Annotated in this window: 28 protein-coding genes and 1 riboswitch; of the genes, 16 read left to right on the top strand and 12 right to left on the bottom strand. The window is 66.0% G+C overall.

Features of this window, described 5'->3' with window-relative positions; translation table 11 throughout:
* Positions 1-33 precede the first annotated feature (33 nt).
* Positions 34-1,554, bottom strand: a complete 1,521-nt coding sequence (locus DVU99_RS00135) for an FMN-binding glutamate synthase family protein (RefSeq protein WP_114238179.1) — start codon at positions 1,552-1,554, stop codon at positions 34-36.
* 145 nt (positions 1,555-1,699) lie between these two features.
* Positions 1,700-2,881, bottom strand: coding sequence for a formate-dependent phosphoribosylglycinamide formyltransferase (gene purT / locus DVU99_RS00130; RefSeq protein ID WP_114238178.1), 1,182 nt, complete (start codon positions 2,879-2,881; stop codon positions 1,700-1,702).
* A gap of 135 nt (positions 2,882-3,016) precedes the next feature.
* Between purT and DVU99_RS00125 the strand changes: the two genes are divergently transcribed.
* From DVU99_RS00125 to DVU99_RS00105, 5 genes are all read left to right on the top strand, one after another.
* The gene (locus DVU99_RS00125) at positions 3,017-4,531 is read left to right on the top strand and encodes a transglutaminase family protein (RefSeq protein WP_114238177.1); all 1,515 of its coding nucleotides are present in this window, start codon (positions 3,017-3,019) and stop codon (positions 4,529-4,531) included.
* A 62-nt stretch (positions 4,532-4,593) separates the two neighbouring features.
* Complete coding sequence (locus DVU99_RS00120; RefSeq protein ID WP_114238176.1) at positions 4,594-5,463, top strand: SPFH domain-containing protein; 870 nt, start codon at positions 4,594-4,596, stop codon at positions 5,461-5,463.
* Complete coding sequence (locus tag DVU99_RS00115; RefSeq protein WP_114238175.1) at positions 5,453-5,641, top strand: Arc family DNA-binding protein; 189 nt, start codon at positions 5,453-5,455, stop codon at positions 5,639-5,641. The genes DVU99_RS00120 and DVU99_RS00115 overlap by 11 nt, the downstream gene beginning before the upstream one ends.
* Positions 5,642-5,896: 255 nt before the next feature.
* A complete protein-coding gene (locus tag DVU99_RS00110) occupies positions 5,897-6,094 on the top strand; it encodes a hypothetical protein (RefSeq protein WP_114238174.1) in 198 nt (65 codons plus the stop codon).
* Positions 6,095-6,170: 76 nt separating this feature from the next.
* A complete protein-coding gene (locus DVU99_RS00105; protein ID WP_114238173.1) occupies positions 6,171-6,635 on the top strand; it encodes a DUF1203 domain-containing protein in 465 nt (154 codons plus the stop codon).
* A gap of 5 nt (positions 6,636-6,640) precedes the next feature.
* Here DVU99_RS00105 and DVU99_RS00100 read toward each other — a convergent pair whose 3' ends face one another.
* On the bottom strand, positions 6,641-7,021 hold the full coding sequence (locus DVU99_RS00100) for a DUF423 domain-containing protein (RefSeq protein ID WP_114238172.1): 381 nt from the start codon (positions 7,019-7,021) through the stop codon (positions 6,641-6,643).
* An 80-nt stretch (positions 7,022-7,101) separates the two neighbouring features.
* Between DVU99_RS00100 and DVU99_RS00095 the strand changes: the two genes are divergently transcribed.
* Together DVU99_RS00095 and DVU99_RS00090 are read left to right on the top strand one after the other, a co-directional pair.
* The gene (locus tag DVU99_RS00095) at positions 7,102-7,719 is read left to right on the top strand and encodes an SCO family protein (RefSeq protein WP_114238171.1); all 618 of its coding nucleotides are present in this window, start codon (positions 7,102-7,104) and stop codon (positions 7,717-7,719) included.
* Positions 7,716-8,174 carry a copper chaperone PCu(A)C gene (locus tag DVU99_RS00090; protein ID WP_114238170.1) on the top strand — a complete coding sequence of 153 codons (459 nt, stop codon included), beginning with the start codon at positions 7,716-7,718 and terminating at the stop codon, positions 8,172-8,174. The genes DVU99_RS00095 and DVU99_RS00090 overlap by 4 nt, the downstream gene beginning before the upstream one ends.
* A gap of 3 nt (positions 8,175-8,177) precedes the next feature.
* On the opposite strand, the gene DVU99_RS00085 is transcribed toward DVU99_RS00090, so the two are convergent.
* The 7 genes from DVU99_RS00085 to DVU99_RS00055 all read right to left on the bottom strand — a co-directional run bounded on the left by DVU99_RS00085 (position 8,178) and on the right by DVU99_RS00055 (position 16,447).
* Entirely contained in the window at positions 8,178-9,071 is an 894-nt protein-coding gene (locus DVU99_RS00085; RefSeq protein WP_114238169.1) for a cytochrome c oxidase assembly protein, read from the bottom strand.
* A gap of 83 nt (positions 9,072-9,154) precedes the next feature.
* Positions 9,155-11,050 carry a Gldg family protein gene (locus DVU99_RS00080; protein WP_114238168.1) on the bottom strand — a complete coding sequence of 632 codons (1,896 nt, stop codon included), beginning with the start codon at positions 11,048-11,050 and terminating at the stop codon, positions 9,155-9,157.
* Between the two features lie 3 nt (positions 11,051-11,053).
* On the bottom strand, positions 11,054-11,788 hold the full coding sequence (locus DVU99_RS00075; RefSeq protein ID WP_114238167.1) for an ABC transporter permease subunit: 735 nt from the start codon (positions 11,786-11,788) through the stop codon (positions 11,054-11,056).
* On the bottom strand, positions 11,785-12,717 hold the full coding sequence (locus DVU99_RS00070; RefSeq protein WP_114238166.1) for an ABC transporter ATP-binding protein: 933 nt from the start codon (positions 12,715-12,717) through the stop codon (positions 11,785-11,787). Before DVU99_RS00070 ends, DVU99_RS00075 begins: the two co-directional genes overlap by 4 nt.
* 170 nt (positions 12,718-12,887) lie before the next feature.
* Positions 12,888-14,237 (bottom strand): polyketide cyclase, encoded by a 1,350-nt coding sequence (locus DVU99_RS00065; RefSeq protein WP_114238165.1) that lies wholly within the window; start codon positions 14,235-14,237, stop codon positions 12,888-12,890.
* A gap of 223 nt (positions 14,238-14,460) precedes the next feature.
* Positions 14,461-15,102, bottom strand: coding sequence for a response regulator transcription factor (locus DVU99_RS00060; protein ID WP_019464490.1), 642 nt, complete (start codon positions 15,100-15,102; stop codon positions 14,461-14,463).
* A 115-nt stretch (positions 15,103-15,217) separates the two neighbouring features.
* A complete protein-coding gene (locus tag DVU99_RS00055) occupies positions 15,218-16,447 on the bottom strand; it encodes a sensor histidine kinase (RefSeq protein WP_114238164.1) in 1,230 nt (409 codons plus the stop codon).
* Positions 16,448-16,688: 241 nt separating this feature from the next.
* Here DVU99_RS00055 and DVU99_RS00050 point away from each other — a divergent pair, with 241 nt between their 5' ends.
* From DVU99_RS00050 to DVU99_RS00030, 5 genes are all read left to right on the top strand, one after another.
* Entirely contained in the window at positions 16,689-17,309 is a 621-nt protein-coding gene (locus tag DVU99_RS00050; protein ID WP_114238163.1) for a GNAT family N-acetyltransferase, read from the top strand.
* Positions 17,306-18,088, top strand: a complete 783-nt coding sequence (minC, locus tag DVU99_RS00045; RefSeq protein ID WP_114238162.1) for a septum site-determining protein MinC — start codon at positions 17,306-17,308, stop codon at positions 18,086-18,088. Before DVU99_RS00050 ends, minC begins: the two co-directional genes overlap by 4 nt.
* Positions 18,089-18,134: 46 nt before the next feature.
* Positions 18,135-18,950: a septum site-determining protein MinD gene (gene minD / locus DVU99_RS00040; RefSeq protein ID WP_114238161.1), complete on the top strand. Its 816-nt coding sequence runs from the start codon at positions 18,135-18,137 to the stop codon at positions 18,948-18,950.
* 5 nt (positions 18,951-18,955) lie between these two features.
* Entirely contained in the window at positions 18,956-19,225 is a 270-nt protein-coding gene (gene minE, locus DVU99_RS00035) for a cell division topological specificity factor MinE (protein ID WP_114238160.1), read from the top strand.
* A gap of 70 nt (positions 19,226-19,295) precedes the next feature.
* Positions 19,296-19,817 (top strand): hypothetical protein, encoded by a 522-nt coding sequence (locus tag DVU99_RS00030; protein ID WP_114238159.1) that lies wholly within the window; start codon positions 19,296-19,298, stop codon positions 19,815-19,817.
* A 2-nt stretch (positions 19,818-19,819) separates the two neighbouring features.
* Here DVU99_RS00030 and DVU99_RS00025 read toward each other — a convergent pair whose 3' ends face one another.
* Entirely contained in the window at positions 19,820-21,088 is a 1,269-nt protein-coding gene (locus DVU99_RS00025; protein ID WP_114238158.1) for a multidrug effflux MFS transporter, read from the bottom strand.
* 84 nt (positions 21,089-21,172) lie between these two features.
* Positions 21,173-21,319 (bottom strand): hypothetical protein, encoded by a 147-nt coding sequence (locus tag DVU99_RS19620; RefSeq protein ID WP_157971306.1) that lies wholly within the window; start codon positions 21,317-21,319, stop codon positions 21,173-21,175.
* Between the two features lie 119 nt (positions 21,320-21,438).
* Positions 21,439-21,543, top strand: a riboswitch (Fluoride riboswitch).
* A gap of 65 nt (positions 21,544-21,608) precedes the next feature.
* Here DVU99_RS19620 and crcB point away from each other — a divergent pair.
* The 4 genes from crcB to DVU99_RS00005 all read left to right on the top strand — a co-directional run bounded on the left by crcB (position 21,609) and on the right by DVU99_RS00005 (position 24,565).
* Positions 21,609-21,995 (top strand): fluoride efflux transporter CrcB, encoded by a 387-nt coding sequence (crcB, locus tag DVU99_RS00020; RefSeq protein WP_114238157.1) that lies wholly within the window; start codon positions 21,609-21,611, stop codon positions 21,993-21,995.
* Positions 21,996-22,003: 8 nt separating this feature from the next.
* On the top strand, positions 22,004-22,348 hold the full coding sequence (locus tag DVU99_RS00015) for a DUF190 domain-containing protein (protein WP_114238156.1): 345 nt from the start codon (positions 22,004-22,006) through the stop codon (positions 22,346-22,348).
* Between the two features lie 66 nt (positions 22,349-22,414).
* Entirely contained in the window at positions 22,415-23,533 is a 1,119-nt protein-coding gene (gene cfa / locus DVU99_RS00010; protein ID WP_114238155.1) for a cyclopropane fatty acyl phospholipid synthase, read from the top strand.
* 156 nt (positions 23,534-23,689) lie between these two features.
* A complete protein-coding gene (locus DVU99_RS00005) occupies positions 23,690-24,565 on the top strand; it encodes a TraB/GumN family protein (RefSeq protein ID WP_114238154.1) in 876 nt (291 codons plus the stop codon).
* Positions 24,566-24,837: the final 272 nt, after the last annotated feature.

The raw sequence follows: 24,837 nt of genomic DNA, 5'->3' as shown, positions 1-24,837 counted from the left end.
ATGAAAACGCGTGGAAATGATCCGCGAACGGAATCAGGGGTGCACCGGCTCCTGCCGTACCTCCGGATACGGATACAACTTGATCAAAGGCACCGAAAGGCCGTCGTCGCCGACCACCCGGCAATGCGTGCGATCGAGCTGGCGTGGCTCCTCCACGCCGCAGCTGTGCGCGATGATGCCTACTTCGTGCATCACGTTGGTGGCGTAGTGCGCCACGCGCTCGCTCTTGTCGGTGACCACCAGGCCGCGCTGGAGCTTGGGGTTCTGCGTGGTGATACCGGTAGGGCACGTGTTGCGGTTGCATTGCAGCGACTGGATGCAGCCCAGCGCGAGCATGAAGCCACGCGCGGAGTTGACGAAATCAGCACCCATCGACAGCGCCCACGCCACGTCGTAGGCGGTGATGCACTTGCCCGAACAGATCACCTTGATGCGCTCTCGCAGCCCCTTCACGATCAGCGTGTCCACCAGCGCCGGCAAGGCCTCGTGCAACGGCAGGCCCACGCCCTCCATCAGGGTCTGCGGCGCGGCGCCGGTGCCGCCTTCCGAGCCATCCACGATGATGAAGTCGGGCGCGCTCTGGATGCCACGCTTGTGCACCTCGTCGCACAGTTCGACGATCCAGTCCATGCCACCGAACACGGCCTTGAAACCCACCGGCTTGCCAGTGAGTTCGCGGATGTGATGGATCGCATCCATCAGCTGCGGCACGTTGGCGATGTCCAGGTGACGATTCGGGCTTTGCGAATCCTCGCCCACCGGAATGCCGCGGATCGCAGCGATCTCAGGCGTCACCTTGGCCGCCGGCAGCAGGCCGCCCATGCCCGGCTTGGCGCCCTGGCCGAGCTTGATGCTCACCATCTTCACCTGCTTGTGCGCGCAGATCGCCAGCAGCTTGTTGTCATCGAGCTTGCCGTCGGGCGTGCGTACACCGTACTTGGCGGTGCCGATCTCGAAGATGATGTCGCAACCGCCCTCCAGGTGGTACGGCGCCAGGCCGCCCTCGCCGGTATCCATCCAGATGCCGGCCTTGGCCGCGCCGCGCGAAAGCGCGCGCACCGCCGGCGCCGACAGCGCACCGAAGCTCATCGCCGAGATGTTGAAGAACGCCGCGTGCTGGTAAGGCTCGCGCGAATAAGGTCCCAGCGTCACCGGCCTGGGCTCGAGGTGACGCTCGCCCAGCGCGGGGAACGGCGCGTTGACGAAGAACGGCACGCCTTCGCCGCGCAGGTCACGCGTCGAGCCGAACGCGTTGGTGTTGTCCACGTTCTTGGCCGCGCGATACACCCACATGCGCTGCGCGCGGTTGAACGGCAGTTCCTCGCGGTCACTCGAATAAAGGTATTGGCGAAAGAACTCGCCCAGATGCAGGAACCAGTAACGGAAATGTCCGATCACCGGGAAATTGCGCAGCACCGAGTTGGACGTCTGGTTGCGGTCCACCAGCCATACCACCGCCACCACCACCACCAGCAACGCCAGCAACAGCAGGAACAACGCCGCGAACGTCTCTACGACCACCACCAGCCAGTGCGCAAATCCCGTCGATTCCATCAGTGCCTCCAGTTGCCTTGATTCCCCAGCGCACGCCGAAGTGCGGGATGCACGGGGACCGCCTGCCAGTCGAGCTGATCGAAACAGGCATCAGGATCGACCCTTTGCCTGATCCTCTCCCCGATCGGGAAAGGAAGCAAACGCCTCAGAGTTCCACGCGCAACAGCTTCGCCGCGCGGATCGCCTTCACCTTGGCCGCCTCGACGCTTTCGTCGCGCGCGAGGGTCACCGCCATGCGGCGGCGCCCCTTGACGGTGGGCTTGCCAAAGATGCGCAACTGCGTGTCCGGCTCCTCCAATGCCTCCGCTACGTGGAAATAACGCGGTGCACTGCCCTCGCCTTCCACCAGCACGGCGCACGAGGCCGATGGCCCCAGTTGCCGGATCGCCGGGATGGGCAGGCCAAGGATGGCACGCGCATGCAGCGCGAACTCGGACAGATCCTGCGAGATCAAGGTGACAAGACCGGTATCGTGCGGACGCGGGCTGACCTCGGAGAAGATCACGCCGTCGCCCTTGACGAAGAATTCCACGCCGAACACGCCCCAACCGCCCAGCGCGCCGGTGATCGCGGCAGCCTGGCGCTGCGCTTCGGCCAGCGCGGCCTCGCTCATCGGTTGCGGCTGCCACGACTCGCGATAGTCGCCGTCTTCCTGGCGATGGCCGATCGGCGCGCAGAAGCTCACGCCGTCCCGGTGGCGCACGGTCAGCAGGGTGATCTCGTAGTCGAAATCGACAAAGCCTTCGACGATCACGCGACCCTTACCGGCGCGACCGCCGGACTGGGCGTAGTCCCACGCGGCCTCCAGTTCGCTTTCATGGCGCACCACGCTCTGGCCCTTGCCGGAGGAACTCATCACCGGCTTGATCACGAATGGCAGGCCGATCGCAGCCACGGCATCGCGGTACTCGGCTTCCGTCTCGCAGAAACGGTAGCGTGAGGTCGGTAGCTGCAATTCCTCGGCCGCCAGGCGGCGAATGCCCTCGCGGTCCATGGTGAGCCAGGCGGCACGCGCGGTCGGGATCACGCGCAGGCCTGCCTTCTCCAGTTCGATCAGGGTCGGCGTGTGGATGGCCTCGATCTCCGGCACCACGAGATCGGGCTTTTCCTGTTCGATCAGCGTACGCAGCGCGTGACCATCGAGCATGTCGATCACGTGGCTGCGATGCGCCACCTGCATCGCCGGAGCATGGGGGTAGCGGTCCACAGCGATCACCTCCACAGCGTAGCGCTGTAGCTCGATCGCCACCTCCTTGCCCAGCTCACCGGAGCCCAGCAGCAGGACGCGCAAGGCATGGTCGGAATAAGGCGTGCCAAACGGCTTCATTCGGTGTCTCCAGGCGAGGCAAAGACCTATTGTAAGCGGCGCCGATGCGCCCGGCTCGCAAGGTGCCAAAAGGCCCATTGACGGAGTGCGCTAACCGGCATTGACTGTAGTGGTCACCGTCCCCGCGGAGCGACCATGTGCAATCGGATTGCCGTGCTTTTGCTGGTGTTCTGTCTTTGCACCGCTCCCGGACTCGCCGCCCGGGCCGACCAGGCTGCACCCGGTGACACCCTCTGGATGACGGTGCTGCTGGGCGGGCGCAAGATCGGCCACCTTGAGGTGGAACACCAGCGCACCGGCGACGTGGTGACCACTACGCAGGATCTCGTGATCGAGCTGAACCGCAACGGCAGCGGCGTGCCGGTGGGAGTGATGACCCGCAGCGTGGAAAACGGCGCTGGCGAGCCGCTGGGCTTCTTCTCGCGCAGCAGTCTCTCCAATAGCGACAGCACGGTGGAAGGCCATCGCCTGCCCAATGGCAATTTCGCGGTGACCACCACCGTCGGCGGCGACACCCGGGAGATCACCCTGAACTGGCCCCCCGGCGCCGTGCTCAGCGAAGGCCAGCGGCTGGCCCTGCTCAAGGCGGCGGCACACCCGGGCCTCGACTACACCATGAGCATGTTCGACCCGGCCAGCCAGTCCGTGGCCCACGTGGACATGCGGGTCATCGGCGACGAGCGAGTGACCTTGCCGGAAGGGACGATGGTGCTCAATCACCAGCGCCAGGTTTTGCAGACGCCACGCGGCGTGCAGACCATGGACCTGTGGCTGGACGACCAGGGCATTGCGCGCAAGGGCACGCTGGGCATGCTCGGGCGCGAGCTGGAGATGCTCGCCTGCAGCCAACGCTGCGCCATGGCCCCGCCGCAGAACGTGGACATGTTCCGGGTGTCGATGGTCGACTCGCCCCGGCTGCTGCCGCCCAACCTGCGCAATGCGTTCCTGCGCTACCGTATCCACGTCGAGGAAGGCGGCCCGCAACCGGTGATCAATACCGACGAGCAACGCGTCACCCGCCTCGATGCGACAGACTGGATCGTCGACATCGGCAACGCCCAGCCCGGCGGCGAGCCGCCTCCCGGCCCCGAGGACACGCTGCCCAACGACTGGGTCCAGTCGGATGCGCCCGCCATCCAGCAGATGGCCGCGCGCGCGGTGGGAGGCGCGGACAACGACCTGGACAAGATGCGCCGCCTGCGCAGCTTCGTCAGCGACTACATCAACCAGCATGGCCTCGACGTCGGCTACGCCTCCGCACTGGAGGTGGTCCGCGACCGCCAGGGCGACTGCACCGAGTTCTCCGTGCTGCTGGCCGCCCTGGCCCGCGCCCAGCACATCCCGGCGCGGGTGGTCACCGGCATGGTCTATGCCGACCGTTTCGCCGGCGCCTCGCGCGTGTTCGTACCGCACGCCTGGGTGCAGGCCTGGGTCGACGGCCGCTGGCAAAGCTTCGATGCCGCACTGCGCCACTTCGACACCACCCACATCGCGCTGGACATGGGCGACGGTGATCCGTGGCACTTCTTCAACGCCGCCACCCTGTTTGGCCAGATCCGCATCGAGGCCGTCACCCCGGCATCGGAGCTGGCAGGCAACCTGCCACCGCCCTCGGTCCAGGCACCCGCAGCGTCCATCGGCGGCCGCTGAACTGGCACTTGCGGAAAGATATCAAACTGATATCAAATCCTCTCACCCAGGGAGGATTCACCATGAATGAACGCAAGGGTTTTTCGGTCGCCGGCATTCCCACCATCGCCGCGTGCTTCGTATTGGCCCTGGTGGGCCTGGCGCTTTACGTGGCGGTGAGCAATGGCCAGCCGATCTGGGTGGGCGCCATTGGCGTATTCATCCATGCCGGCGAGATCCTGATGCTGAAGGGCTTCTTCCAGGTCGCCCCCAACGAAGGCCAGGTGCTGCAGCTGTTCGGCAAGTACGCCGGCACCGTGCGCGCCGAGGGCCTGCGCTGGACCAACCCGTTCTGCAGCCGGCGCCGCATCTCCTTGCGCGTGCGCAACTTCGAGAGCGGCAAGCTCAAGGTCAACGACAGCGACGGCAACCCCATCGAGATCGCCTCCGTGGTGGTGTGGCAGGTGATCGACACCGCCGAAGCCGTGTTCTGCGTGGACGACTACGAAAACTTCGTCACCATCCAGAGCGAATCGGCGCTGCGCCAGATGGCCCAGAACTATCCCTACGACGCGCACGACGACGGCAAGCCGGCGCTGCGCAGCCATGGCGACGTGATCAACAACCACCTGCGCGACGAGATCCAGGCGCGCCTGGACAAGGCCGGCGTGCGCGTGATCGAGGCCCGCATCAGTCACCTCGCCTACGCGCAGGAAATCGCCCAGGCCATGCTGCAGCGCCAGCAGGCCAACGCCATCGTGGCGGCGCGCGAACGCATCGTCGAAGGCGCGGTAGGCATGGTGGCGATGGCGCTGGACAAGCTGCGCCAGCAAGGCGTGGTGGAGCTGGATGAGGAACGCAAGGCCGCGATGGTGAGCAACCTGCTGGTGGTATTGTGCGGTGACCGCGCCACCCAGCCGGTGGTCAACGCCGGCACGCTCTATGGCGGTTGACCGGAAGGCCTACCCGCTACGCATCAGCGCTGCCGTGCTCGAGGCCATGCAGCGCTGGGCCGACGATGATCTGCGCAGCGTCAACGCGCAGATCGAGTTCGTTCTGCGCGAGGCGCTGCGCAAGAATGGACGGCTGAAGCGCGAATCATCCGAACCGGTCGTCGACGACGAGGACTGATCGCCCCGGCAGCTTGCCCCGCGCTCGATCGCTGTCGAGAGGGTGGCCGGCTGGCGGTTGCCGCCACGCATGGTTCCGGCAGAAAGACATCCCCGTGGTGGTGGATGTGCCCATGCCCATCCGGGCCATTCGCACGCGAGCCGCGCGTCCACCAAGGGAACGGGATGCCTTTGGGCAAGACCATTTCGACACCCTCTGCACGAACACGGGTCTAGGGTGCAGGTGGTGATTCACGCCATGCCGCGGAGACGATCCATGTCCAACGATTATCGCCCCCTGCCCGACGGCCCCGTGCTGTGCGACGCCTGCGCCAAAGGCGGACAACAGGTGGAAATGGAGCCGCACGAAAAGCTGCCGCCCGAGGCGCGTAAATGGGCCGAACGCGAGGACACCGAACTGCAGAGCTATCGGTGCCCCGAATGCGAAACCATCGACGTGTTTCGCGTGGACTGACGACACCGCACGATCCGGATGGCCGCGCAGGCACATCCGGGTAAGGCTGGTACCACCTGTCCATGGGGTACCTGCCATGTCCTTCCGCATCAGCGGCCTGCACGCCGCCCAGTTCGCCGAACTGTTCCAGCTATCCGACGAGGCCCTCGCTGGCCGTCGCGCCATGCGCGTGGTTGCCGACCACGCCCACGGCTATCCATGCCGCATCAGCCTGACCGACGCCGAGCCCGGCCAGGAACTGATCTTGCTGAACTATCAGCACCAGGATGCCGATACGCCGTACCGTGCCAGTCACGCGATCTATATCCGTGAAGGCGAGCAGCGCTACGACGAGGTGGATGCCGTGCCCGAGCAGCTGCGGCGACGCCTCTTGTCCGTGCGCGCCTTTGACGGGGCCGGCATGCTGCGCGACGCCGATGTCACCGCCGGCACAGAGCTGGAGCCGCTGATCGAGCGGATGCTGGCAAACCAGGAAGTGGCCTACCTGCATATTCACATGGCCCGGCACGGTTGCTATGCGGCGCGGGTCGACCGCGTGTAGGCCGATCAGCGCGGTGCGCTTCGCATCCAGGGAACCAGCGCCCAACCGAGGGCCAGCCAGCCGACGATGAAGGCGATGCCGCCCACCGGCGTGATGGCTCCCACCCACCGCGGCGCCCCGAGAGCCAGCGCGTACAAGGTGCCGCAGAACACCACGATGCCCAGCGCGAAGGCGGCCAGCGACACCCGGCGTGGCCGGCCCGGCCCGGCAAACACCGCCAGCACCAGGGCGATCGCGTGCCAGAAGTGATAGCTCACCGCGGTGTGCCACAGCTCGGCGCCCCGGGCATCAAGCACGTCGCGCAGGGCATGGGCTCCGAATGCGCCCAGCATGACTGCACTGGCGCCGGCCAGTCCGATCAGCAAGGCAGGAATGGCTTGTCGCATGTCGAAAGTCCTCGGGTCACCGGCTTTAGGCGGTCTGGGCAGTGTCGTATGCTGGGGCGATGATGCCTATCGATTCTCGCATGACACTTCGTCGCGCCGGCCGCCTTGTACTGGGACTCGCCTGCCTGCTCGCGCCCCTGCTGCTGGCCGGCTGCAACCGCGACGACGCGATTCCCTGGCAGCTCACCAACGTGACCGGCCACATGCCCGACCTGGACTTCCACCTGGTCGATGACCAGGGCAAGCAAGTCACCGGGCAGGACTACCACGGCAAGGTGGTGCTGCTGTATTTCGGCTACACGCACTGTCCCGATGTCTGCCCGCTGACCCTGGCCCATCTGCACGTGGTGATGCAGCGCCTGGGCCCTCTCGCCGACGGCGCGCGCATCCTGTTCGTCAGCGTGGACCCGGCACGCGACACACCCGAGGTCATGCACGCCTACGTCAATGCCTTCGATCCCCGCGCGGTGGGCCTGACTGGCTCACCGCGCGAAATCGAGGCCCTGAGCAAGCGCTACCGTTCGGCCTTTACCCGCGAGCCGGACGATGCGAACGGCCAGTACGAAGTGAGCCACAGCTCGGCCATCTACATCTTCGATCGCAACGGCAATGCCCGTCTGCTCTCCACGCCCGATCGCTCGCTGGATGATCTGGTCCACGACCTGCACCTGCTGCTGAGCCTGGGAAATCCTGCATGAGCGCGCGCCGCGCAGGTCTCGCAGTCGTGCTGATGGTGGCGCTGCTGGCAGGACGCGCCGAAGCGACCGAGGCGGCGCACGTGATCCCCAGCCACGCCTGGATCCGCGTACTGCCCGGCGACCTGCCCGCTGGCGCCTATGTGGTGCTGGAGAACCAGGGGAACCAGCCCGCCACACTGCGCGCGGCGAGCAGCCCGGCCTATGCCGAAGCCATGCTGCACAGGAGCAGTACCGAAAACGGCGTCAGCCGCATGGCCATGGTCGATGACCTGGCCATTCCCGCGCACGGCAAGGTCGAGCTGTCGCCCGGTGGGTACCACCTGATGCTGATGAAGGCCCGCACGGCGGTGCGGCCCGGTGACAAGGTGAGGCTGCAGCTGCGCTTCGATGACGGCAGCACGCTCGAGGTGGACTTCCTCGCGCGCCCCGCCAACGCTACCGGCGATACGCCGTAGCCCTCAGACCGAAGCCGAGGGTTCGTCCTGTGCGATGGGCGCCGGCCTGGCCGGCGGGCGACGCGTCGGCCATGGCTTGCGCCGTATGCGCCCGTTGCGCGACAGGCGCAGCCACTGGCGCATCGCCAGCAGGCCGCCAACGGATTCGATCAGCGCGGCAGGCACCCACATGATCACCCCGCCGACCAGCTGGCCGGTCAGCACGTTGAAGGTGAACGCGCGCCCGCAGATCTCGAAGATCGGATACAGGTCGGACTTGGAAAAAGTGACGATGGCGCCAGCCAGGATCTGCGGCGTCATGGTGATACCGGGCGACAGCACGCGCACGCCGGGTGTCATGCGGCCCGGCGGACGCGGTCGATGGTCGAGCACCAGCCACCAGTAGCTGAAGCCGCTGACCAGCATCGACCAATTCATGAAGCGATACACGCGCCAGTCCAGCATGGCCAGCGTCTGCATCGACGGGATCAGCCACACCAGGATGAAGGCGACGAACAACACCGTCGCCACCGCCGGATTGAGCCAGACGGCGCTGAACAGCCGCCATGGCCACGAACGCAGCGCAGGCCGCAGCAGGCGCAGGCGCCAGCGCAGCGGCATGCCCTTGCGCAGCACGCTGCCCGGGTACGAGGCCATGATCAGCAGCGGCGCCAGGTGATGCAGCAGCACCTGCTGGATGCGATGCATGAAGAATTCATGCTCGAAGAAATAATCCAGGTAGGTGTGCAGCGAGACATAGATCATCGCCGTGCCCAGCCAGAACGCGATGCGGCGACCGACGCTCACCGGCAGACGACGACAGCCACGCACGTAGAGCACGCTGCAGGCCAAGAAGGTCAACAGGAACACCCAGGAAAACTCCCAGGGCACGATCCATTTGGTCACGCTTGCGATCATCGGTCGGATCCGGGCCGGGTCATCGGCGAACGATCATCATAGCTTCGTATCTCCTGCCCTCGCGCACGCACATGTCCTTGCACTCAGGCGCGGCGACGGCTGCGCCGCGAGCGTCGCCAGCCGTACAACAGTCCCACCAGGGTCACCAGGGCCGGAACCAGCACGATGTTGATGAACTTCAACTGCAAGCCCAGCGCATCGATCTCCGCGTTGAACTGATGCTGCACGTCGCGCAGCTCCTTGTTGATCGCCAGCTGGCGCTGCAGGAACTGCTCGACCTCGGTGCGCTGCTCGGAACTCACCGTGTCGCCACGGCCACCCTTGGCCGACTGCAACTCACTCAGGCGGGTACGGGTGACCGCCAGCTCGCGCTGCAGTTCCTGCATCTTCGCCAGGTACTTCTGATCCGCCGCGCTGCGCAAGGCCAGCACGCGCGTGAATGGGCGCTGCGAACTGACCCGGCCATGGATGGACAATAGCGCCGACGAACCGCTCAGGTTGTCCGCGATATTGGTCACGAGGTCACCGTTGTTGGCCAGCGCACTGAGCTGAGGCTGCCCGAGCAGGCTTTGCGTGTAGGACACCCACAGGCGGTCGCTCAGCAGGTCCGTATCGGCCACCAGGATCACCTCGGCATTGCCGCTGGAGTGCGCAAGATGCCCACTGGCAGAGGCTCGTTCCGGGAATGCGCTGGCGAATTCACCCCGCAGCCGTGCCGCCAGCACGTAGCGCACGTTGTCGGGGTGGTAGTTGTCCATCAGCGCAGCCGGATTGTTGATCGACTCGCGCACGCGCTGGGCCGGCACCACTTCGGCATCGGGCGTGCTCTGCATCAGCGGCTGCAAGCGCGAACTGGTACCCGGCGCGAGGTCGAAGTAGCCGATGCTGGAAACATTGACGCGCTGCAGGCTGGCGGTGATCACGTCGTCATGGTTCAGCTCCTGCTGGCCCAGCCCGAGCATCGCCGGATGGCTGGCCGAACTGTTGTCGGCCAGTTCGATGCGCAGTCCGCGCGAACGGTCCAGCACGACTTTCTGCGGGTCGTATTGCACGCCCCAGGTGGCGAACAGCCGCGGCAGGTCGGAGGCGTGCTCATCGGAACCGCCGTTGCTGTCGACGAACGGCGTGTTGTCCATTTCGGCAACCGGGTCCACGAACACCACCAGGTGGCCACCGCCAAGCACATACTGGTCAATCGCATACAGCGCATCGGCCGGCAGGTGCTTGGGATGCACCAGCAATACCGCCTTGATGTCCGGCGAGATGCGGGTCAGCTTGGCCGGATCGAGCTTGTTGACCTCGAACTGCTGGCCCAGCTGGCGCATCACCGTCCACGGCTCTTCGCCTATGACCGGGTTGCCCTCCAGCGGCAGGCTGCTGATCAGCCCGATGTGCGGCTTGGACGTCTGGTCGAGCTCATACAGCAGCTTGGCGATGTCGTATTCGAGAAAGGTCTCGCGCGAGGGATCGAACAAGGGAATCGCCAGGGCGCGCCCAGGCAGGTGCTCGTCGACGTCGCCATCGCCGTCCGCATTGAGCGGTTGCGTGCTGCCGACCAGCCCGAAGAACACGCGTTCGCCATTGGTGCCACCGCTGATCGGAGTGAGCCCATAGCCCTCGGCGCTCGCCTCGTCGTCCGAATAAGGCACCGGATCGATGATCTGCAGGCGGAGGCGACCATGTGCACGCGCCACCATCTCCTGCAGCATCTCGCTCACGCGTTGCTGGTAGGTGCGCAACTGCGGCAGGTCGCGTGCGGCGTGCGCGGAGAAATACAGGGTAAGCCGCAGCGGCGCATGCAGGCCATCGACGATATGGATGGTGCCCGGCGTCAACGTGTAGAGCTTGTCCGAGGTGAGGTCGATACGCGACACGCTCAGCCAGCGGCTGGTGATCAGGGTGAGCGCCACGAACACCACGGCAAGCAGCGCCAGCGCGGACAGCAGGAGGGTACGGCGGCTGAAACGGATGCGCATCATGGTTCAGGGGGTCCGCTTCAGGTCGAGCACCAGCACGCCGGCCGCAAGCCAGGCTGCCATGCTCAGCAGGAAGTAAAGCAGGTCGCGCAGGTCCAGCACGCCACGCGAGATCGCCTCGAAGTGGCGCAGCATGCTGAGGTGCGCGACACCATTGACCAGGCGGCGCGGCAGCGCACCCTGGAAGAAGTCCATCACCTGCGGCTGCCCCACCAGGATCAACAGGAAGCACACCACCAGGGTCAGCACGAAGGCGATCACCTGGCTCTGCGTGACCGCCGACAGGCAGGCGCCGATGGCCAGGAATGCGCCGGCCATCAGCCAGCTGCCGAGGTAACCGGCAAAAATCACCCCGTTGTCGGGCGACCCCAGGTAGTTGACGGTGATCCAGATCGGAAAGGTCAGCAGCAGCGCCAGCCCGATGAACAACCACGCCGCGAGGAACTTGCCCAGCATCGCCTGCGCCAGGGTCAGCGGCAGGCTCAGCAGCAGCTCCAGCGTGCCGCCCTTGGCCTCCTCGGCCCACCTGCGCATCGACACCGCCGGCACCAGCACCAGGTACAGCCACGGATGCATGGAGAAGAACGGTTGCAGGTCGGCCTGGCCGCGCTCGTAGAAGTCGCCGGCGTAGAAGGTGAGGATGCCTGCCAGCACCAGGAAGATCACCAGGAACACGTATGCCACCGGCGTCACGAAGTAGCTGCGCAGCTCGCGCCGCGCCACCGCCATCACCGGACTCATGCGTTGCCCCCCTGGCCCGTGGTGATATGACGGAACACTTCGTCGAGGCGGCCACGCTCGAGCTGGATCTCGGACACCTCCAGCCCCTGTTGGCGCAGCAGGCTTTCCACCGGCTCGAGGATGCGCTCACCCGGTCGCGGGAACACCGTGATGCGACCGTCCAGCGGATCGACCTCGATCGAGGCCACCTGCGGCAGGCGCCCCAGCATCTCCTGCGAGACACCGCTGCCCGGCGCGCTGAACGACACCGCGCCGTGATAGCGCGAACGCGCCTCCAGTTCTGCCGGTGTTGCATCGGCCAGCAGCTTGCCGTTGGCGATGATCACCACCCGGTTGCACAAGGCATGCACCTCCTCCAGGAGATGGGTGGAGATGAGGATGGTGCGGTCACGCGCCATCGCATCGATCAGCTGGCGCACCGTGTGCTTCTGGTTCGGGTCAAGGCCATCGGTAGGCTCGTCCAGCATCAGCACTTGCGGGTTATGCACGATCGCCTGCGCCAGGCCGACGCGGCGGCGCAGGCCCTTGGACAGGGTGTCGATGCACTGGTCCAGCACGCCCTCCAGTTGCAGGCCGCCGACCACCCGCTCGAAGCGACGATAGCCTTCGTCGCGCTGCAGACCGCGTAGCCGGATGATGAAGGTGAGGAACTCGCGCACGGTCAGCTCGCCATAACTGGGCGCGCCCTCCGGCAGGTAGCCGAGGGCACGCTTGGCCTTGAGCGGCTCCTTGCGCACATCGTGCCCGCACACCCGGGCCGTGCCCGAACTGGGCTCGAGGAATCCGGCGATCATGCGCATCGCAGTGGTCTTGCCGGCACCGTTGGGTCCCAGCAGACCCAGCACCTGCCCTGGCTCGGCTCGGATGCTCAGTGAATCCACCGCGGTCAGGGCGCCATAGCGCCTGGTGAGCTGTTCGGTTTCGATCATGTCCGGTCGAGGCAGGGGGCGAACCGCGGCGAAGGGCCGGGTGCCGTTTGGGTCAGCGAAGTCGACCTGCAATGTAACCGAAAAGTTCGCGACTGCCGGCCCGAAGCGAGCCCCTAAAAAGAAAAGGCCCTTCACGAGGAAGGGCCTTTTCGATGCTTGCGCAGTGGAGCTTAGTTCGTGCTGCTGGCGGCGGCCGGGGCAGCGGCGGAGCTCGACGAGGCCGGAGCCTGGTCGCCGCTCTCGTCCAGCGACGGCGGCTTGATGCCGGCTTCCTGCTCCGGGGTCTGCTCCGGAGCCCAGCTCAGCGGCAGGTACACGTCGAACTCGGCGTACTGCTTCACTTCGTCGCCCTGCTTCACTTCCGGCTTGGCTTCGATGTCGTAGAAGCGGTTCACCACTTCGTCGAACTTGTAGCCGTGGGTCTGCGCATAGGCCTTCAGCTGGTCGCGGGTCTGCGGCACGCCGGCGGCGGTGCCGTTCCACACGGCCTTGAGGGCCGGGCCACCGAAGGCCAGGAAGGCGCGCACGTCGTTGTCCACGATCAGGCGGCCGAAGCGGTCATGGCCACCCGGGGTGTTGTCGCCGGCGTTGCTGCTGGACGCATCGGCGCTGCTGCCCGAGGTAGCGGCCGCGCTCAGGTCCGGGGACTTGGCGGCGGTCAGCTCGACGGTCTGGCCACCGACGTTCAGGCTGGTCGCGCTGATCGGCATGGCCACGTCGAAGGTGTAGGTCTGGTCGCCGTAGTTGGTGGTGTAGATGATGCGCGGACCGGTGGTGGTCACGCCCAGCTTCTTGGCAGCGGCCTGGATCTCGCCGATGGCCTTGTCGGTGGCGTCATTGAGCGCCTCGAGGCCGCCCTTGCGCTCGATCGAGGTGGACACCAGCAGCACCGGGGTCGGCTGGGTCTGCTCGATGTACGGGATCAGCTTGGTGTAGTCGACGTTCTGCACCGCCGCCAGCACGTTCTGCAGGTTGTTCAGGGTGAACTGGATGAAGGCATCCGGATCGCCGTGAATGTACAGGCTGGAGTAGCGGTTGATCAGGTTCATGCCGTAGTCGACGTCATACGACCAGGTGATCTTGGTCAGCTGACCGCGGCTGCCCTGGCGCTCCAGGTCGAGCGTGAAATGCTTGTCGTTGCCGCGCCAGTCATTGTCCAGGTTCCACACGATGGACGCCTTCTTGGCGGTCGTATCGATCTTGTCGAAGCTCGGGTCGGCCGAAGCGATGGTCAGCTTGCCGGTGCCGACCTTGACGTCGTCACTGGACCAGCTCAGCTCGGCGCCCGGGCCATAGGCCTTGCCCGAGAAGTCGAACTTGATGTTGCGGTCGTACTCGCGCTGCACCGAGTACTCGGGGAAGCGGCGGAAGTTGTTCAGCACGTCATAGACCTGACGCATGTCCTTGCCGACGACCAGCGACCGGTCCACATGACCGCTGCCAGGCAACACAAAGCCCACCACCACCGCCACCACGGCGACGATGATCAGGGCAACAATAAATTCAAGAACACGCATCATTACAGGGTTCTCCGCACGTCTCTCTGTATACGGCACAAGGCAGTCGCCGGAGACCGGCCCGCCACGGGAGATTCCCGAAGAATCACTGCATGACAGGGGGTCGGCCAGCGCCGAAGTTACCGATACTACTTGCTCGCGCGCCTGAACGCCATCGGGCCGTAAAGACTGCCCGACGGCCATTCCCAGGGGTATGGAGAGGGCCGAGTTTCCCCCGGCCAGGGGATCAGACGATGCCCAGCTCCAGCGCCTTCAGGACGGCGCGGGTGCGGTCCCGCACGCCCAGCTTGGAGAGGATGTTGGAAACGTGGTTTTTCACGGTCCCTTCCGCCACTTTCAAGGAGTTGGCGATCTCCTTATTGCTGTAGCCGCCCGACAGCAGGCGCAGGATCTCGGTCTCGCGCTCGGTCAGCGGGTCGGGCTGCTCCAGGCTGGTGAACTGGTTCTGCATGCGCCCCACCCCGGCCAGCAGGCGCTGGGTGACCATCGGCGCCACCAGCGAGCCGCCAGCGGCCACCGTGCGCACCGCCTCCACCAGTTGCTCCAGCGAGACGTCCTTGAGCAGGTAGCCGCGGGCACCGGCCTTCAAGCCCTGCAGCACCAGTTGGTCGTCGTCGAAGGTGGTGAGGATGATGGTCGGGGGCAGTTCGTTGCGGGCCGACAGCGCCTGCAGCACTTCCAGGCCGCTCATGTTGGGCATGCGCAGGTCCAGCAACACCACGTCCGGCTTCACCCGTGGGATGTCCTGCACCGCCTGGGCGCCATCGGCGCACTCGGCGACCACGCGGATGTCCTCCGCCAGGTCCAGCAGCGAACGGACACCCTGGCGCACCAGGTTCTGGTCATCGACGAGACAGACGGAAATCATCGCGAATCCTCGAAACAGTTGCGGCCTGCGTGCGATGCCCGCGGCCGGCGGAGAAGAACGATGCGGCTATCCAAGCAGCACATTTTGACACGAGCCATGCGGAACACGTGAATTCTTACAGCATCCCCAGCGCCGGTGGCTCGAACCGTGACGGGGTATGCGCCAACTCCGGCACCTCCCCCAGCGGCAGCCGCACCGTCAGGGCAAAGCCCTGGCTCATGGCCGGATCCACCATCACGCTGCCCTCGAACTCGGACAGGCGCTCACGCATGCCGGACAAGCCGTTGCCGGGCCGGAAGTTGGCCGCGCCGCGGCCATCGTCACGGGCCGACAGTTCCAGCAGGTTCGCATTGATGTAGTCAAAGCGCAGCCACAGGTTGCGGGCGCCGGCATGGCGCGCCGTATTGGTGATGATCTCCTGCGCGCACCGCAGCAGCACCTGGGCCCGGCGCGGATCCTCCACGCTGAAGCGTGGCGGCGTATCCACGTGCACGCGCAGGCCGGGCACCCCCTCGATCAGGCTGCGCAAGGCCTGGGTCAGGTCGATCGCATCGTCCTGGCGCAGCTCGCTCACCACTTCACGCACGTCCGACAGCAGGTGCTTGGCCGTGGCCTGCGCCTTGAGCACGTGCTCGCTGGCCTGCGGGTTGGTGAGGTGGCTGGCCACCTCGAGGTTGAGGCTGAGCGCCGTCAGGTGATGGCCGACCAGGTCGTGCAGGTCGCGGGCGATGCGCATGCGCTCGGCGATGCGGGTGGATTCGGCCAGCAGCGCCCTCGTGGCCCGCAGCTCGGAGTTCAGGCGCCGCTGCACTTCGCGCTCCTCCGCCTGCAGGCTGGCGATCATGGAGGTGAAGAAGACCAGCGCCGAGATGCCCAGGTACATGCATACCTGCAGGAACGCCGTCACGATGGTCCAGCCCATGTAGCTGGCGATGATCGGGATCAGCATGAGGTTCTGCAGCAGCATCCACATCAACCCGGCGCCGACCGGCAGCTGCCAGGGCAACACCACCGCGATCACCAGCATCAGCATGGCCGACAGGCCGCTCTGGCTGAACCAACCCATCGCCACCGCCGAGCCGGTGAGCACCACCAGGCCGAACAACTGGGGAATCGACGGATGGCCGATCTGCCGGGTCATCGCCGAACGGCGGGTCAACAGCAAGTAGGTCACCCCGAAGGTGAGGTAGGACAGGATCCAGCCCGAGATGTTCGGGTTGCTCCACCATGCATTGACCTGCGCCAGCCCGCCAGGGCCCGAAAGCAACGGCAGGGCGACGCACAGGTAAGTGAACAGGCCGGCGTACCGCAGTAGCCGGATATGGTTGATGTTGGACCAGGCCATGGGCCCATCATCAGGCGGCGGCGGGCGTGGTGCAATGCGTGAGAAGTCACTCCCCCACCCCTGCCGGAAGCCATGGGGGCTGGCGCTTTACAAAGGTTTTACATGGTGCGCCGTGATATGTGCGGCCGCCGTACGCATGTCATAATGCCGACGAGCCTGCCCGGTGTCTCTGCATGGCTCGTAGCCACGCGGGGCCGCTTCATACGGTCTTGTCCTCGAACCACACAAAGCGGAGCAACGAATGGCCCTTGCCATCCGCGACGTGCGAGAGCACGACCTGGATGCCGTACTGGCGCTCAACAACGCCGCCGGCCGCACCATCCTCGCCCTGGACGCCGCGCAACTGCGCTACTTCTACGACCACGCCGATTATTTCCGCGTGGCCGAGATCGACGGTCACCTTGCCGGCTTCCTGATCGCCCTTCGCGAAGGAAGCGATTACGACAGCCCGAACTATCACTGGTTCAGCGAACACTACCCGCAGTTCGCCTACATCGACCGCATCGTCATCGCCAACGCCTATCGCCGCCATGGCCTGGGTCGCATCTTCTATTGCGACGTCACCAGCTATGCCGAGGTGCGCGTGCCACTGCTGACCTGCGAGGTGTTCCTCGAGCCGCGCGACGACGTGGTGGTGCTGTTCCACGGCACCTACGGCTTCCAGGAAGTCGGCCAGCAGCGCATGGGCAACGAGGGTCCGCAGGTCAGCCTGCTGGCCAAGGACCTGCCCAGCTACGCCTTCGTGCGCGAAACCTACCTGGAGCACGATGGCCTGCCCGACGTGCCCTGGCTGGCCGAGCGCGAGCGCCCTACCCCCCCTGATACCAACCAGCGCCGCCTCGCGGGAGAGCGGCGCCCGTGAATGCCCGAATGGATACTCAAGACGCCTGCGACCTGCGCTTCGGCCAGGTCGGCATCGCCAACGTGCGCATCCGCCGCGTGGATGCCGCTGCCCTCTGCGAAGAGCTGGAGCGCCGCGTGCGCACGGCGCCGCAGCTGGTTTCCCGCGCCGCCGTGGTGCTGGACCTGAGCCACCTGCTGGACCTGCCGGACGACGGCACGGTGGATGCCCTGCTCGAAGCGGTGCGCAGCGCCGGCATGTTGCCGGTGGGCCTGGCCTACGGCACCAGCGAGGTCGAGGCACTGTCGCGCCGCATGGGCCTGCCGCTGATCGCCAAGTTCCGCGCCGCCTATGAACCGGCCGATGGCGGCAGCATCGCGCCCCCGGCACCGCCGGCGCCTGCACCGGCGCCCGCCGCGGAAGCGCCGCGCCGCGCCGAGCCCGCGCGCCAGGAGCCGGAGCCGTTCGCCGGCCTCGGTGCGCAGCATTTCGACGGCACCGTGCGCTCGGGCCAGCAGGTCTACGCACGCGACCGCGACCTGGTGATCAATGGAGCGGTTGCCAATGGCGCCGAGGTGATCGCCGACGGCAGCATCCACATCTACGGCAGCCTGCGTGGTCGTGCCATGGCCGGCGCACAGGGTGATGAGAAGGCGCGCATCTATATTCACGACTTCCGCGCGGAGCTGGTGGCGATCGCCGGCCACTACCGCGTATTTGAACAAATTCCGAAAGACCTGGAGGGCCAGTCTGTGCGATGCTGGCTTGAAGGGGAAAAACTGTTGATTGCCAAGCTGTGATCCACAGCCATCATTACTACTACAAAGCATTTTGCGGAGATGAGCCTTGACTGCTGAGATTATCGTTGTCACTTCGGGCAAGGGTGGCGTGGGCAAGACCACCACCAGTGCCTCGCTTGCCACGGGCCTCGCCATGGCCGGCAAGAAAGTCGCGGTGATCGATTTTGACGTCGGCCTGCGCAACCTCGATCTGATCATGGGCTGCGAGCGGCGCGTGGTGTACGACTTCGTCAACGTCGTGCACGGCGAAGCCACGCTCAAGCAGGCCCTGATCAAGGACAAGCGTTACGAGAACCTCTATGTGCTGGCCGCCAGCCAGACGCGCGACAAGGACGCGCTGACCCAGGAGGGCGTGGAAAAGGTGCTCGAGGAGCTGGGCAAGGAAGGCTTCGACTACGTCGTTTGCGACTCGCCGGCCGGCATCGAGAAGGGCGCGCACCTGGCGATGTACTTCGCCGACCACGCGGTGGTGGTGGTCAACCCCGAGGTGTCCTCGGTACGCGACTCGGACCGCATCCTCGGCCTGCTGGCCAGCAAGACCCGCCGTGCCGAGCGCGGCGACGGCGCGATCAAGCAGCACCTGCTGCTGACCCGCTACAACCCGGCCCGCGTGGCGGTGGGCGAGATGCTGAGCGTCAAGGACGTGGAGGAAATCCTCGGCATCAACGTGGTCGGCGTGATTCCGGAATCGGAGAACGTGCTGGCTGCCTCCAACGCGGGCGTCCCGGTGATCCTGGACGACAATTCCCACGCCGGCCAGGCCTATAGCGACACCGTGGCCCGCATCCTCGGCGAGGAACGCACCATGCGCTTCCTCGACGCGCCCAAGAAGGGCTTCTTCCAGCGCGTATTCGGAGGTTGATCGCGATGGGTATTCTTGATTTCCTGAGGCGCAAGCCGGAACCGACTGCGGTTGTCGCCAAGGAACGTCTTCGCATCATCGTGGCCCAGGAGCGCTCCACCCGTGGCGCCCCTGACTACCTGCCGTTGCTGCGCAACGAGTTGCTCGAAGTGATCAAGAAATACGTCCACGTCGACCTCGAAGCCATCAACATCAACGTCGAGCGCGACAGCGGACACGAGGTCCTCGAACTGTCCGTGGCGCTGCCCGACCCGGCCGAAGCCAAGCCAGGCTGAGGCCAGGGCGCGGGCCTCCCGCGCCCGCCAACCTCTTCGCCGCCGCCTACCGGGCGGCGGCCACGTTGCGATGCACGACTCCCCTGCTCCCTCCCCTGCCGAAGCCAGCGTGATGCGCCTGGGCGAACTTGGCGTCGACGCGGCCACGGCGCTGCTGGCCCGTTACGGCCTGACACTGGTGCATGTGGCGCCAGGCACCGCCATTCCCGGCAGCTTCTGGGGCGACGAAGAGGCCGGCATCATCGGCACCACGGTCTATGCCCGCGACGACACCCCGGTGCACTCGCTGCTGCACGAGGCCGGTCACCTGATCGTCCTGCCGGAAGAACGGCGCGCCCAGGTGCACACCGACGCTACCGACTCGATCGACGAAGAGGACGCCACCTGCTACCTGCAGATCGTGCTCGCCGACGTCCTTCCCGGCGTGGGCCGTGACCGCCTGATGGCCGACATGGACGCCTGGGGCTACTCATTCCGGCTGGGCTCGACCCGGGCCTGGTTCGAGCAGGACGCGGCCAACGCGCACGAATGGCTGGTACGCCATGGCTTACTCGACCATGGCGGGAAGCCGCTGTTCCCGCACGCCGGGTAACCTCAACGTGGCTCGGTGATCTCGGTCTGCAGTTCGGTCTCGACCGTCGGCCCCAGCTTCTGCACGTCGACGGGACGCCGGGTCATGCGGTGATACTTGCGCCACGCAATCCAGCCCACCATCGTGAGCAGGCTCGCGCCGAGTGCCAGGTACAGCATGCGCCCCGACAGCAACGGCGACATCACGCCGGCCACGAACGCACAGGTCAACAGGCTGGAAAAAGCCTGCACGGCCGAAGCGCCGCCGCGACGATGGGGAAAGCGATCGAGCAACAGCAGGGTCAAGGTGGGGAACGCCAGCTGCACGCCCACGCCATGCAGTACCAACGGCAGCATCGACCATGGCAGCACGGGCTCGGGCATCACCACCGCCATCAGCAGGTGCAGTGCACAGGCCAACAACATTGCGCCGTAACCCAGGTTGACCGTGTAGGACACGCTGCGGCGATTCGCCATGCGGCCCGACAGCCAGGCGCCTCCCATCAATCCGGCCACCACCGGCAGGAACAGCCAGGGAAACCCCTGCGCGGAGAGGTGAAGCAGGTCACGGATGATGCGCGGCGCCGAGGCGATGTAGAGGAATAGTCCCGCGAAATTCACCGAGCAGGAGATCAGCAGGGGCCAGAACAGCCGATCATGGCCAAACTGCAGATAGCCGCGCACCAGCGTCGCCGGGTGGAACCGCACGCGCGCGGCAGGTGGATGGCTCTCCTCCAGGTACAGCGTGAGCGCCACCGCCAGTATCAGGGTGAAGCCCATCAGCACCCAGAAGATCCCGTGCCAGCCATCCAGGAACAGCAGCTGTGCGCCGACGATGGGTGCGACCACCGGGGCGATGCTGAAGATCATCATCACCCGTGACATCAACTGCTGTGCTTCGGCGCCAGCATAGCAATCGCGCACGATGGCGCGCCCCACCACCAGGCCGGCCCCGGCGCACACACCTTGCAGCGCGCGGCAGGCCAGCAACATGCCGTACGAGGTGGAGAGGGCCGCACCAGCCGAGGCGATGGCGTAGACCACCATGCCGGTGATGATCACCGGCTTGCGCCCGATCGCATCGGAAATGGCCCCGTGGAACAGGCTCATCACGGCATAGGTGATGAGGTACATGCTGACCAGTTGCTGCAGCTGCGCGCTGTCCACGCCAAAGCGCGCCCCGATCAGCGGGAACGCGGGAAACACCGCGTCCATCGAGAACGGGCCGATCATCGACAGCCCCGCCAGCAGCAGCGGCAGGCTGCGCTGGACGTTGCGCTGGGCAGAGGTCATGGCGTTTGGGTGCAGGCGAGGAACGCCGATTATAGCGGGCGCTCCTGAAGCCCCACTCCATGACCGATGGCGACCCCAGCCGCTTCAGCGGTGGCGCCGCGGCTCCCCTTCGCGCACCTTGGCGCGCACGTACAGGCCTACCGAGAGGATGATGCCAACCATCACGATGCTGCCGCCGATCGCCAGCCAGCCGACCGGCTCCAGGAGGATTGCGTGCCATACCGGATGCATGGGGTGTCCTCGTCCACGGGATCGGTGCACCGTAGCGGCTGCCTTCGCCCCGGGGTTGATCCCGATCAAGGGCTGCGTCACGCACCGCCATGACGACTGCCGGCGCTTGGGCTAGCATGCACGCACGGGGAGATGGCATACCTCCCGCGCTTGGCGACTGCTTTCCGCCTGGGACGACACGCGCAAGCGCAAACCACCTTCGGGTTGATGATGCCTGCACCACCGGAGTCCCCGGGGCGCAGGCGTGCCTGTTTCCGGGAAGTCCCCAAAGACTTGCAAGGAGACGATCGTGGGCTTTTCTGGTTTTGTCGCCGTAGGCATCGGGGGGGCGCTGGGTTGCTGGCTGCGCTGGACCCTGGGTGTGCTGCTCAACCCCATGTTTCCCACCGTGCCGCTGGGCACGCTGGCCGCCAACCTGCTGGGTGGCCTGCTGATGGGTGTGGTACTGGGCGTGTTCGACCACTTCCAGACCCTGCCGCCGGAGCTTCGCCTGTTCGCGGCCACCGGCTTCCTTGGCGGCCTGACCACCTTCTCGACCTTTTCGGCTGAATCGACCACGCTGCTGCTGCGCCAGCAATACCTGTGGTTCGGTGGACATCTCGCACTGCACCTGGTGGGCTCGATCGCCATGACGGTGACCGGCATCGCCCTCACCCGCGCCGTGCTGCGCAGCTAGGAGGCCCCATGGAAACCCTGCATCAAGGCGTATACCTGACGTTCTTCTGCCACATCCTCGCGCGCCACGACGGCAAGCTGCTGTACGAATGGTTGCTGGAGCGCGCCAAGAAGAGCGGCATCGGCGGCGGCTCCGCATTCCGCGCGGTGTGCGGCTACGGCCGTCATGGCGTGCTGCACGAGGAAGCCTTCTTCGAACTGGCCGACGACTTGCCGGTGAAGGTGGAATTCCTGTTGACCGAGGAGCAGGCGAAGACGCTGCTGGACGCCGTGCGCACATGCGGTGTCGACGCGGTGTATGCAATCGCTCCCGCAAGCTTCGGCGTATTGGGAAAACCGCCCAAGGCCGCTTGAAACGGTCGCCACGCCCGCCCCCGCAACGCGCATCCCTGCTTCGTCGCCACGCCACACGAGGAACGCATGAGCCAGGATTCACTCAAAGCACGCGCAGCCAGCCTGCTCGAACATGCGGGCGTCCACCTGGACGGCCTAGGGGCGACCGACATGCACGTCCACGACGATCGCGTGTACGCGCGGGTGTTCGCCCATGGCTCGCTGGGACTGGGCGAAAGCTACATGGATGGCTGGTGGGATGCCGACGACCTGGCCGGCATGTTCACCCGCCTGCTGGGCGCACGCATCGACACCGAGCTGCGCTCGCTCGATACCTTGCTGGCCCACCTCAAGGCCCGCTTCGTCAACCTGCAGCGGGGCGAGCACGCCTTCGATATCGGCCGGGTGCACTACGACCTCGGCAATGCCCTGTTCCGGGCAATGCTGGGCAAGCGGCTGGTGTATTCCTGCGGCTATTGGGCCGAGGCGGACAACCTGGACGACGCGCAGGTGGCCAAGCTCGACCTGATCTGCCGCAAGCTGCGCCTGAAGCCGGGCCAGCGCGTGCTGGACATCGGCTGCGGCTGGGGCGAGGCGTTGAAGTACGCAGCCGAGACTTATGGCGTAGAGGGCGTAGGCATCACCGTCTCGCAGGAGCAAGCGGAGTTTGCGCGCGAACTGTGTGACGGCCTGCCGGTCGAGATCCGCCTGCAGGACTATCGAGAGCTGGACGAGCCGTTCGACGCGATCTTCTCGATCGGCATGTTCGAGCACGTCGGCGCGCTTAACTACCGCACCTACTTCGAAGTGGCCCGTCGGTGCCTGCGCGAGGATGGCCTGTTCCTCTTGCACAGCATCGGCAGCAACAGCGCGCAGAACCGGCCCGACCCGTGGATCGAGAAGTACATCTTTCCCAATTCGATGATCCCCACCGCCGCGCAGGTAACAGGCGCGCTGCAGGACCTGTTCGTGGTGGAGGACTGGCACAACTTCGGCGCCGACTACGACCGCACGCTGATGGCCTGGCGCGCCAATTTCGATGCGGCCTGGCCGCAGCTGTCGGAACAGTACGACGACCGCTTCCGCCGCATGTGGCGTTTCTACCTGGCCGTCTCGGCCGCGGTGTTCCGCAGCCGCCGCGACCAGTTGTGGCAGCTCACCCTGAGCCCCCATGGCGTGCCCGGCGGATTGCGGGTGCCCCGCTAGTTCGACCGCCAGCGCTGCGAAGACCGACGGTCCGGCCGCGCGGCGTTGTACGATGACGCACGACCGTCACCACGGCGGACCGTTTCGTTTTTCGCCCCACACAGTGCACCCGCGGGATCCTCATGCCGTCCCGCGGGTGCCATCCCAGGAATCGCAGTGAGCCTGTTCCAACGCTTTGGTGCCGCCCTTGTCCTCGGCCTGTTGCTGGTCTCTTCCGCCGCCGCGGAGCCTGGCCTGTGGGTTGCCCGCAGCGGCCAGTCCACGGTGTACCTGTTCGGCACGGTGCACCTGCTGCCGTCGGACACCCACTGGCGCTCCCCCGCGCTGGACAAGGCGCTGCAGGCAAGCCAGCGCCTGAGCATCGAGATCGTGGACGACGATGCCGCCTCCATGCAGACGCTGGTGATGCAGCATGGCGTGGACCTGGGGCATCCGCTCTCCAGCAAGCTCGACAGCGCGGACCAGCAGCGCCTGGAACAAGCCGCCGAAGTCGCCAAGCTGCCGGGCGGTGCGGCCGCCCTGGAGCCGATGCGGCCCTGGCTGGCTGCGCTCACGCTGACCATGGCACCGCTGGTACAGGCCGGACTGGACCCGAACCAGGGCGTCGACAAGCTGCTCAAGGCCCAGATGAGCCAGGCCGGCAAGCCGGTGGATGGGCTGGAAACCTCCGAGCAGCAGATCCTGATGCTGGCCGACCTGCCCGAGGCGATGCAGCTGGATTTCCTGCGCCAATCCTTCAAGGAAGTGGCCGATGGCCCGGCACGTCTGCGCGAGCTGATCGATGCCTGGCGCGACGGCGATACGACCGCCATCGCGCGCATCGAGGACGAGGACCTTCGCCAGGACAGCCCGCTGCTCTACCAGCGCCTGATCGTTGAGCGCAACGCAGCGTGGGCCAAGACCATTGCGGAGCGGCTGAAGCAGCCAGGCGTGAGTTTCATCGCCGTGGGCGCCGGGCATCTGGCCGGCCCCGACAGCGTACAGGCGCAGCTGCACAAGCTGGGCATCGAAACCAGCCGCATCCAGGATTGAACGCCGGGTGCCCGTCGTAGAAGCGCACTGCTGTCGCAGCAGGGGCGAAGGGTGGCTGATGGGGGCGCCAATGAGGCCGGCCTGCAGGCTGTGACGTAGGTACGGGCTTGCACCATCACTACGTGGTCCTCTCCTCTTTGGCGCTTCGCTACGCAGGCTTTTCGCACACAGGGTGCGCTCCTGTGGGTGGCCTTCGTGCGCCGCCCCTCGCCGGTCTCTTATACACGTCTCTCTTATACACCTCTCCGAGCCCCCGAGACAGGCAGCGAGCT

The organism is Dyella sp. C9 (assembly GCF_003332825.1).
Classification (GTDB): Bacteria; Pseudomonadota; Gammaproteobacteria; order Xanthomonadales; family Rhodanobacteraceae; genus Dyella.
This window is presented reverse-complemented; position numbering and strand designations above follow the sequence as displayed.

Excerpts from the sequence above, each read along its gene's own strand:
- DVU99_RS00070 (WP_114238166.1), bottom strand. The coding sequence starts at position 12,717 with ATGATCGAAACCGAACAGCTCACCAGGCGCTATGGCGCCCTGACCGCG.
- DVU99_RS00095 (WP_114238171.1), top strand. The coding sequence starts at position 7,102 with ATGACACTTCGTCGCGCCGGCCGCCTTGTACTGGGACTCGCCTGCCTG.
- DVU99_RS00075 (WP_114238167.1), bottom strand. The coding sequence starts at position 11,788 with ATGAGTCCGGTGATGGCGGTGGCGCGGCGCGAGCTGCGCAGCTACTTC.
- DVU99_RS00110 (WP_114238174.1), top strand. The coding sequence starts at position 5,897 with ATGTCCAACGATTATCGCCCCCTGCCCGACGGCCCCGTGCTGTGCGAC.
- DVU99_RS00085 (WP_114238169.1), bottom strand. The coding sequence starts at position 9,071 with ATGATCGCAAGCGTGACCAAATGGATCGTGCCCTGGGAGTTTTCCTGG.
- DVU99_RS00135 (WP_114238179.1), bottom strand. The coding sequence starts at position 1,554 with ATGGAATCGACGGGATTTGCGCACTGGCTGGTGGTGGTCGTAGAGACG.
- cfa (WP_114238155.1), top strand. The coding sequence starts at position 22,415 with ATGAGCCAGGATTCACTCAAAGCACGCGCAGCCAGCCTGCTCGAACAT.
- DVU99_RS00115 (WP_114238175.1), top strand. The coding sequence starts at position 5,453 with ATGGCGGTTGACCGGAAGGCCTACCCGCTACGCATCAGCGCTGCCGTG.
- DVU99_RS00055 (WP_114238164.1), bottom strand. The coding sequence starts at position 16,447 with ATGGCCTGGTCCAACATCAACCATATCCGGCTACTGCGGTACGCCGGC.
- DVU99_RS19620 (WP_157971306.1), bottom strand. The coding sequence starts at position 21,319 with ATGCATCCGGTATGGCACGCAATCCTCCTGGAGCCGGTCGGCTGGCTG.
- DVU99_RS00030 (WP_114238159.1), top strand. The coding sequence starts at position 19,296 with ATGCACGACTCCCCTGCTCCCTCCCCTGCCGAAGCCAGCGTGATGCGC.
- DVU99_RS00090 (WP_114238170.1), top strand. The coding sequence starts at position 7,716 with ATGAGCGCGCGCCGCGCAGGTCTCGCAGTCGTGCTGATGGTGGCGCTG.
- DVU99_RS00065 (WP_114238165.1), bottom strand. The coding sequence starts at position 14,237 with ATGATGCGTGTTCTTGAATTTATTGTTGCCCTGATCATCGTCGCCGTG.
- minE (WP_114238160.1), top strand. The coding sequence starts at position 18,956 with ATGGGTATTCTTGATTTCCTGAGGCGCAAGCCGGAACCGACTGCGGTT.
- DVU99_RS00120 (WP_114238176.1), top strand. The coding sequence starts at position 4,594 with ATGAATGAACGCAAGGGTTTTTCGGTCGCCGGCATTCCCACCATCGCC.
- DVU99_RS00015 (WP_114238156.1), top strand. The coding sequence starts at position 22,004 with ATGGAAACCCTGCATCAAGGCGTATACCTGACGTTCTTCTGCCACATC.
- DVU99_RS00080 (WP_114238168.1), bottom strand. The coding sequence starts at position 11,050 with ATGATGCGCATCCGTTTCAGCCGCCGTACCCTCCTGCTGTCCGCGCTG.
- DVU99_RS00060 (WP_019464490.1), bottom strand. The coding sequence starts at position 15,102 with ATGATTTCCGTCTGTCTCGTCGATGACCAGAACCTGGTGCGCCAGGGT.
- DVU99_RS00125 (WP_114238177.1), top strand. The coding sequence starts at position 3,017 with ATGTGCAATCGGATTGCCGTGCTTTTGCTGGTGTTCTGTCTTTGCACC.
- DVU99_RS00050 (WP_114238163.1), top strand. The coding sequence starts at position 16,689 with ATGGCCCTTGCCATCCGCGACGTGCGAGAGCACGACCTGGATGCCGTA.
- DVU99_RS00025 (WP_114238158.1), bottom strand. The coding sequence starts at position 21,088 with ATGACCTCTGCCCAGCGCAACGTCCAGCGCAGCCTGCCGCTGCTGCTG.
- purT (WP_114238178.1), bottom strand. The coding sequence starts at position 2,881 with ATGAAGCCGTTTGGCACGCCTTATTCCGACCATGCCTTGCGCGTCCTG.
- DVU99_RS00100 (WP_114238172.1), bottom strand. The coding sequence starts at position 7,021 with ATGCGACAAGCCATTCCTGCCTTGCTGATCGGACTGGCCGGCGCCAGT.
- DVU99_RS00105 (WP_114238173.1), top strand. The coding sequence starts at position 6,171 with ATGTCCTTCCGCATCAGCGGCCTGCACGCCGCCCAGTTCGCCGAACTG.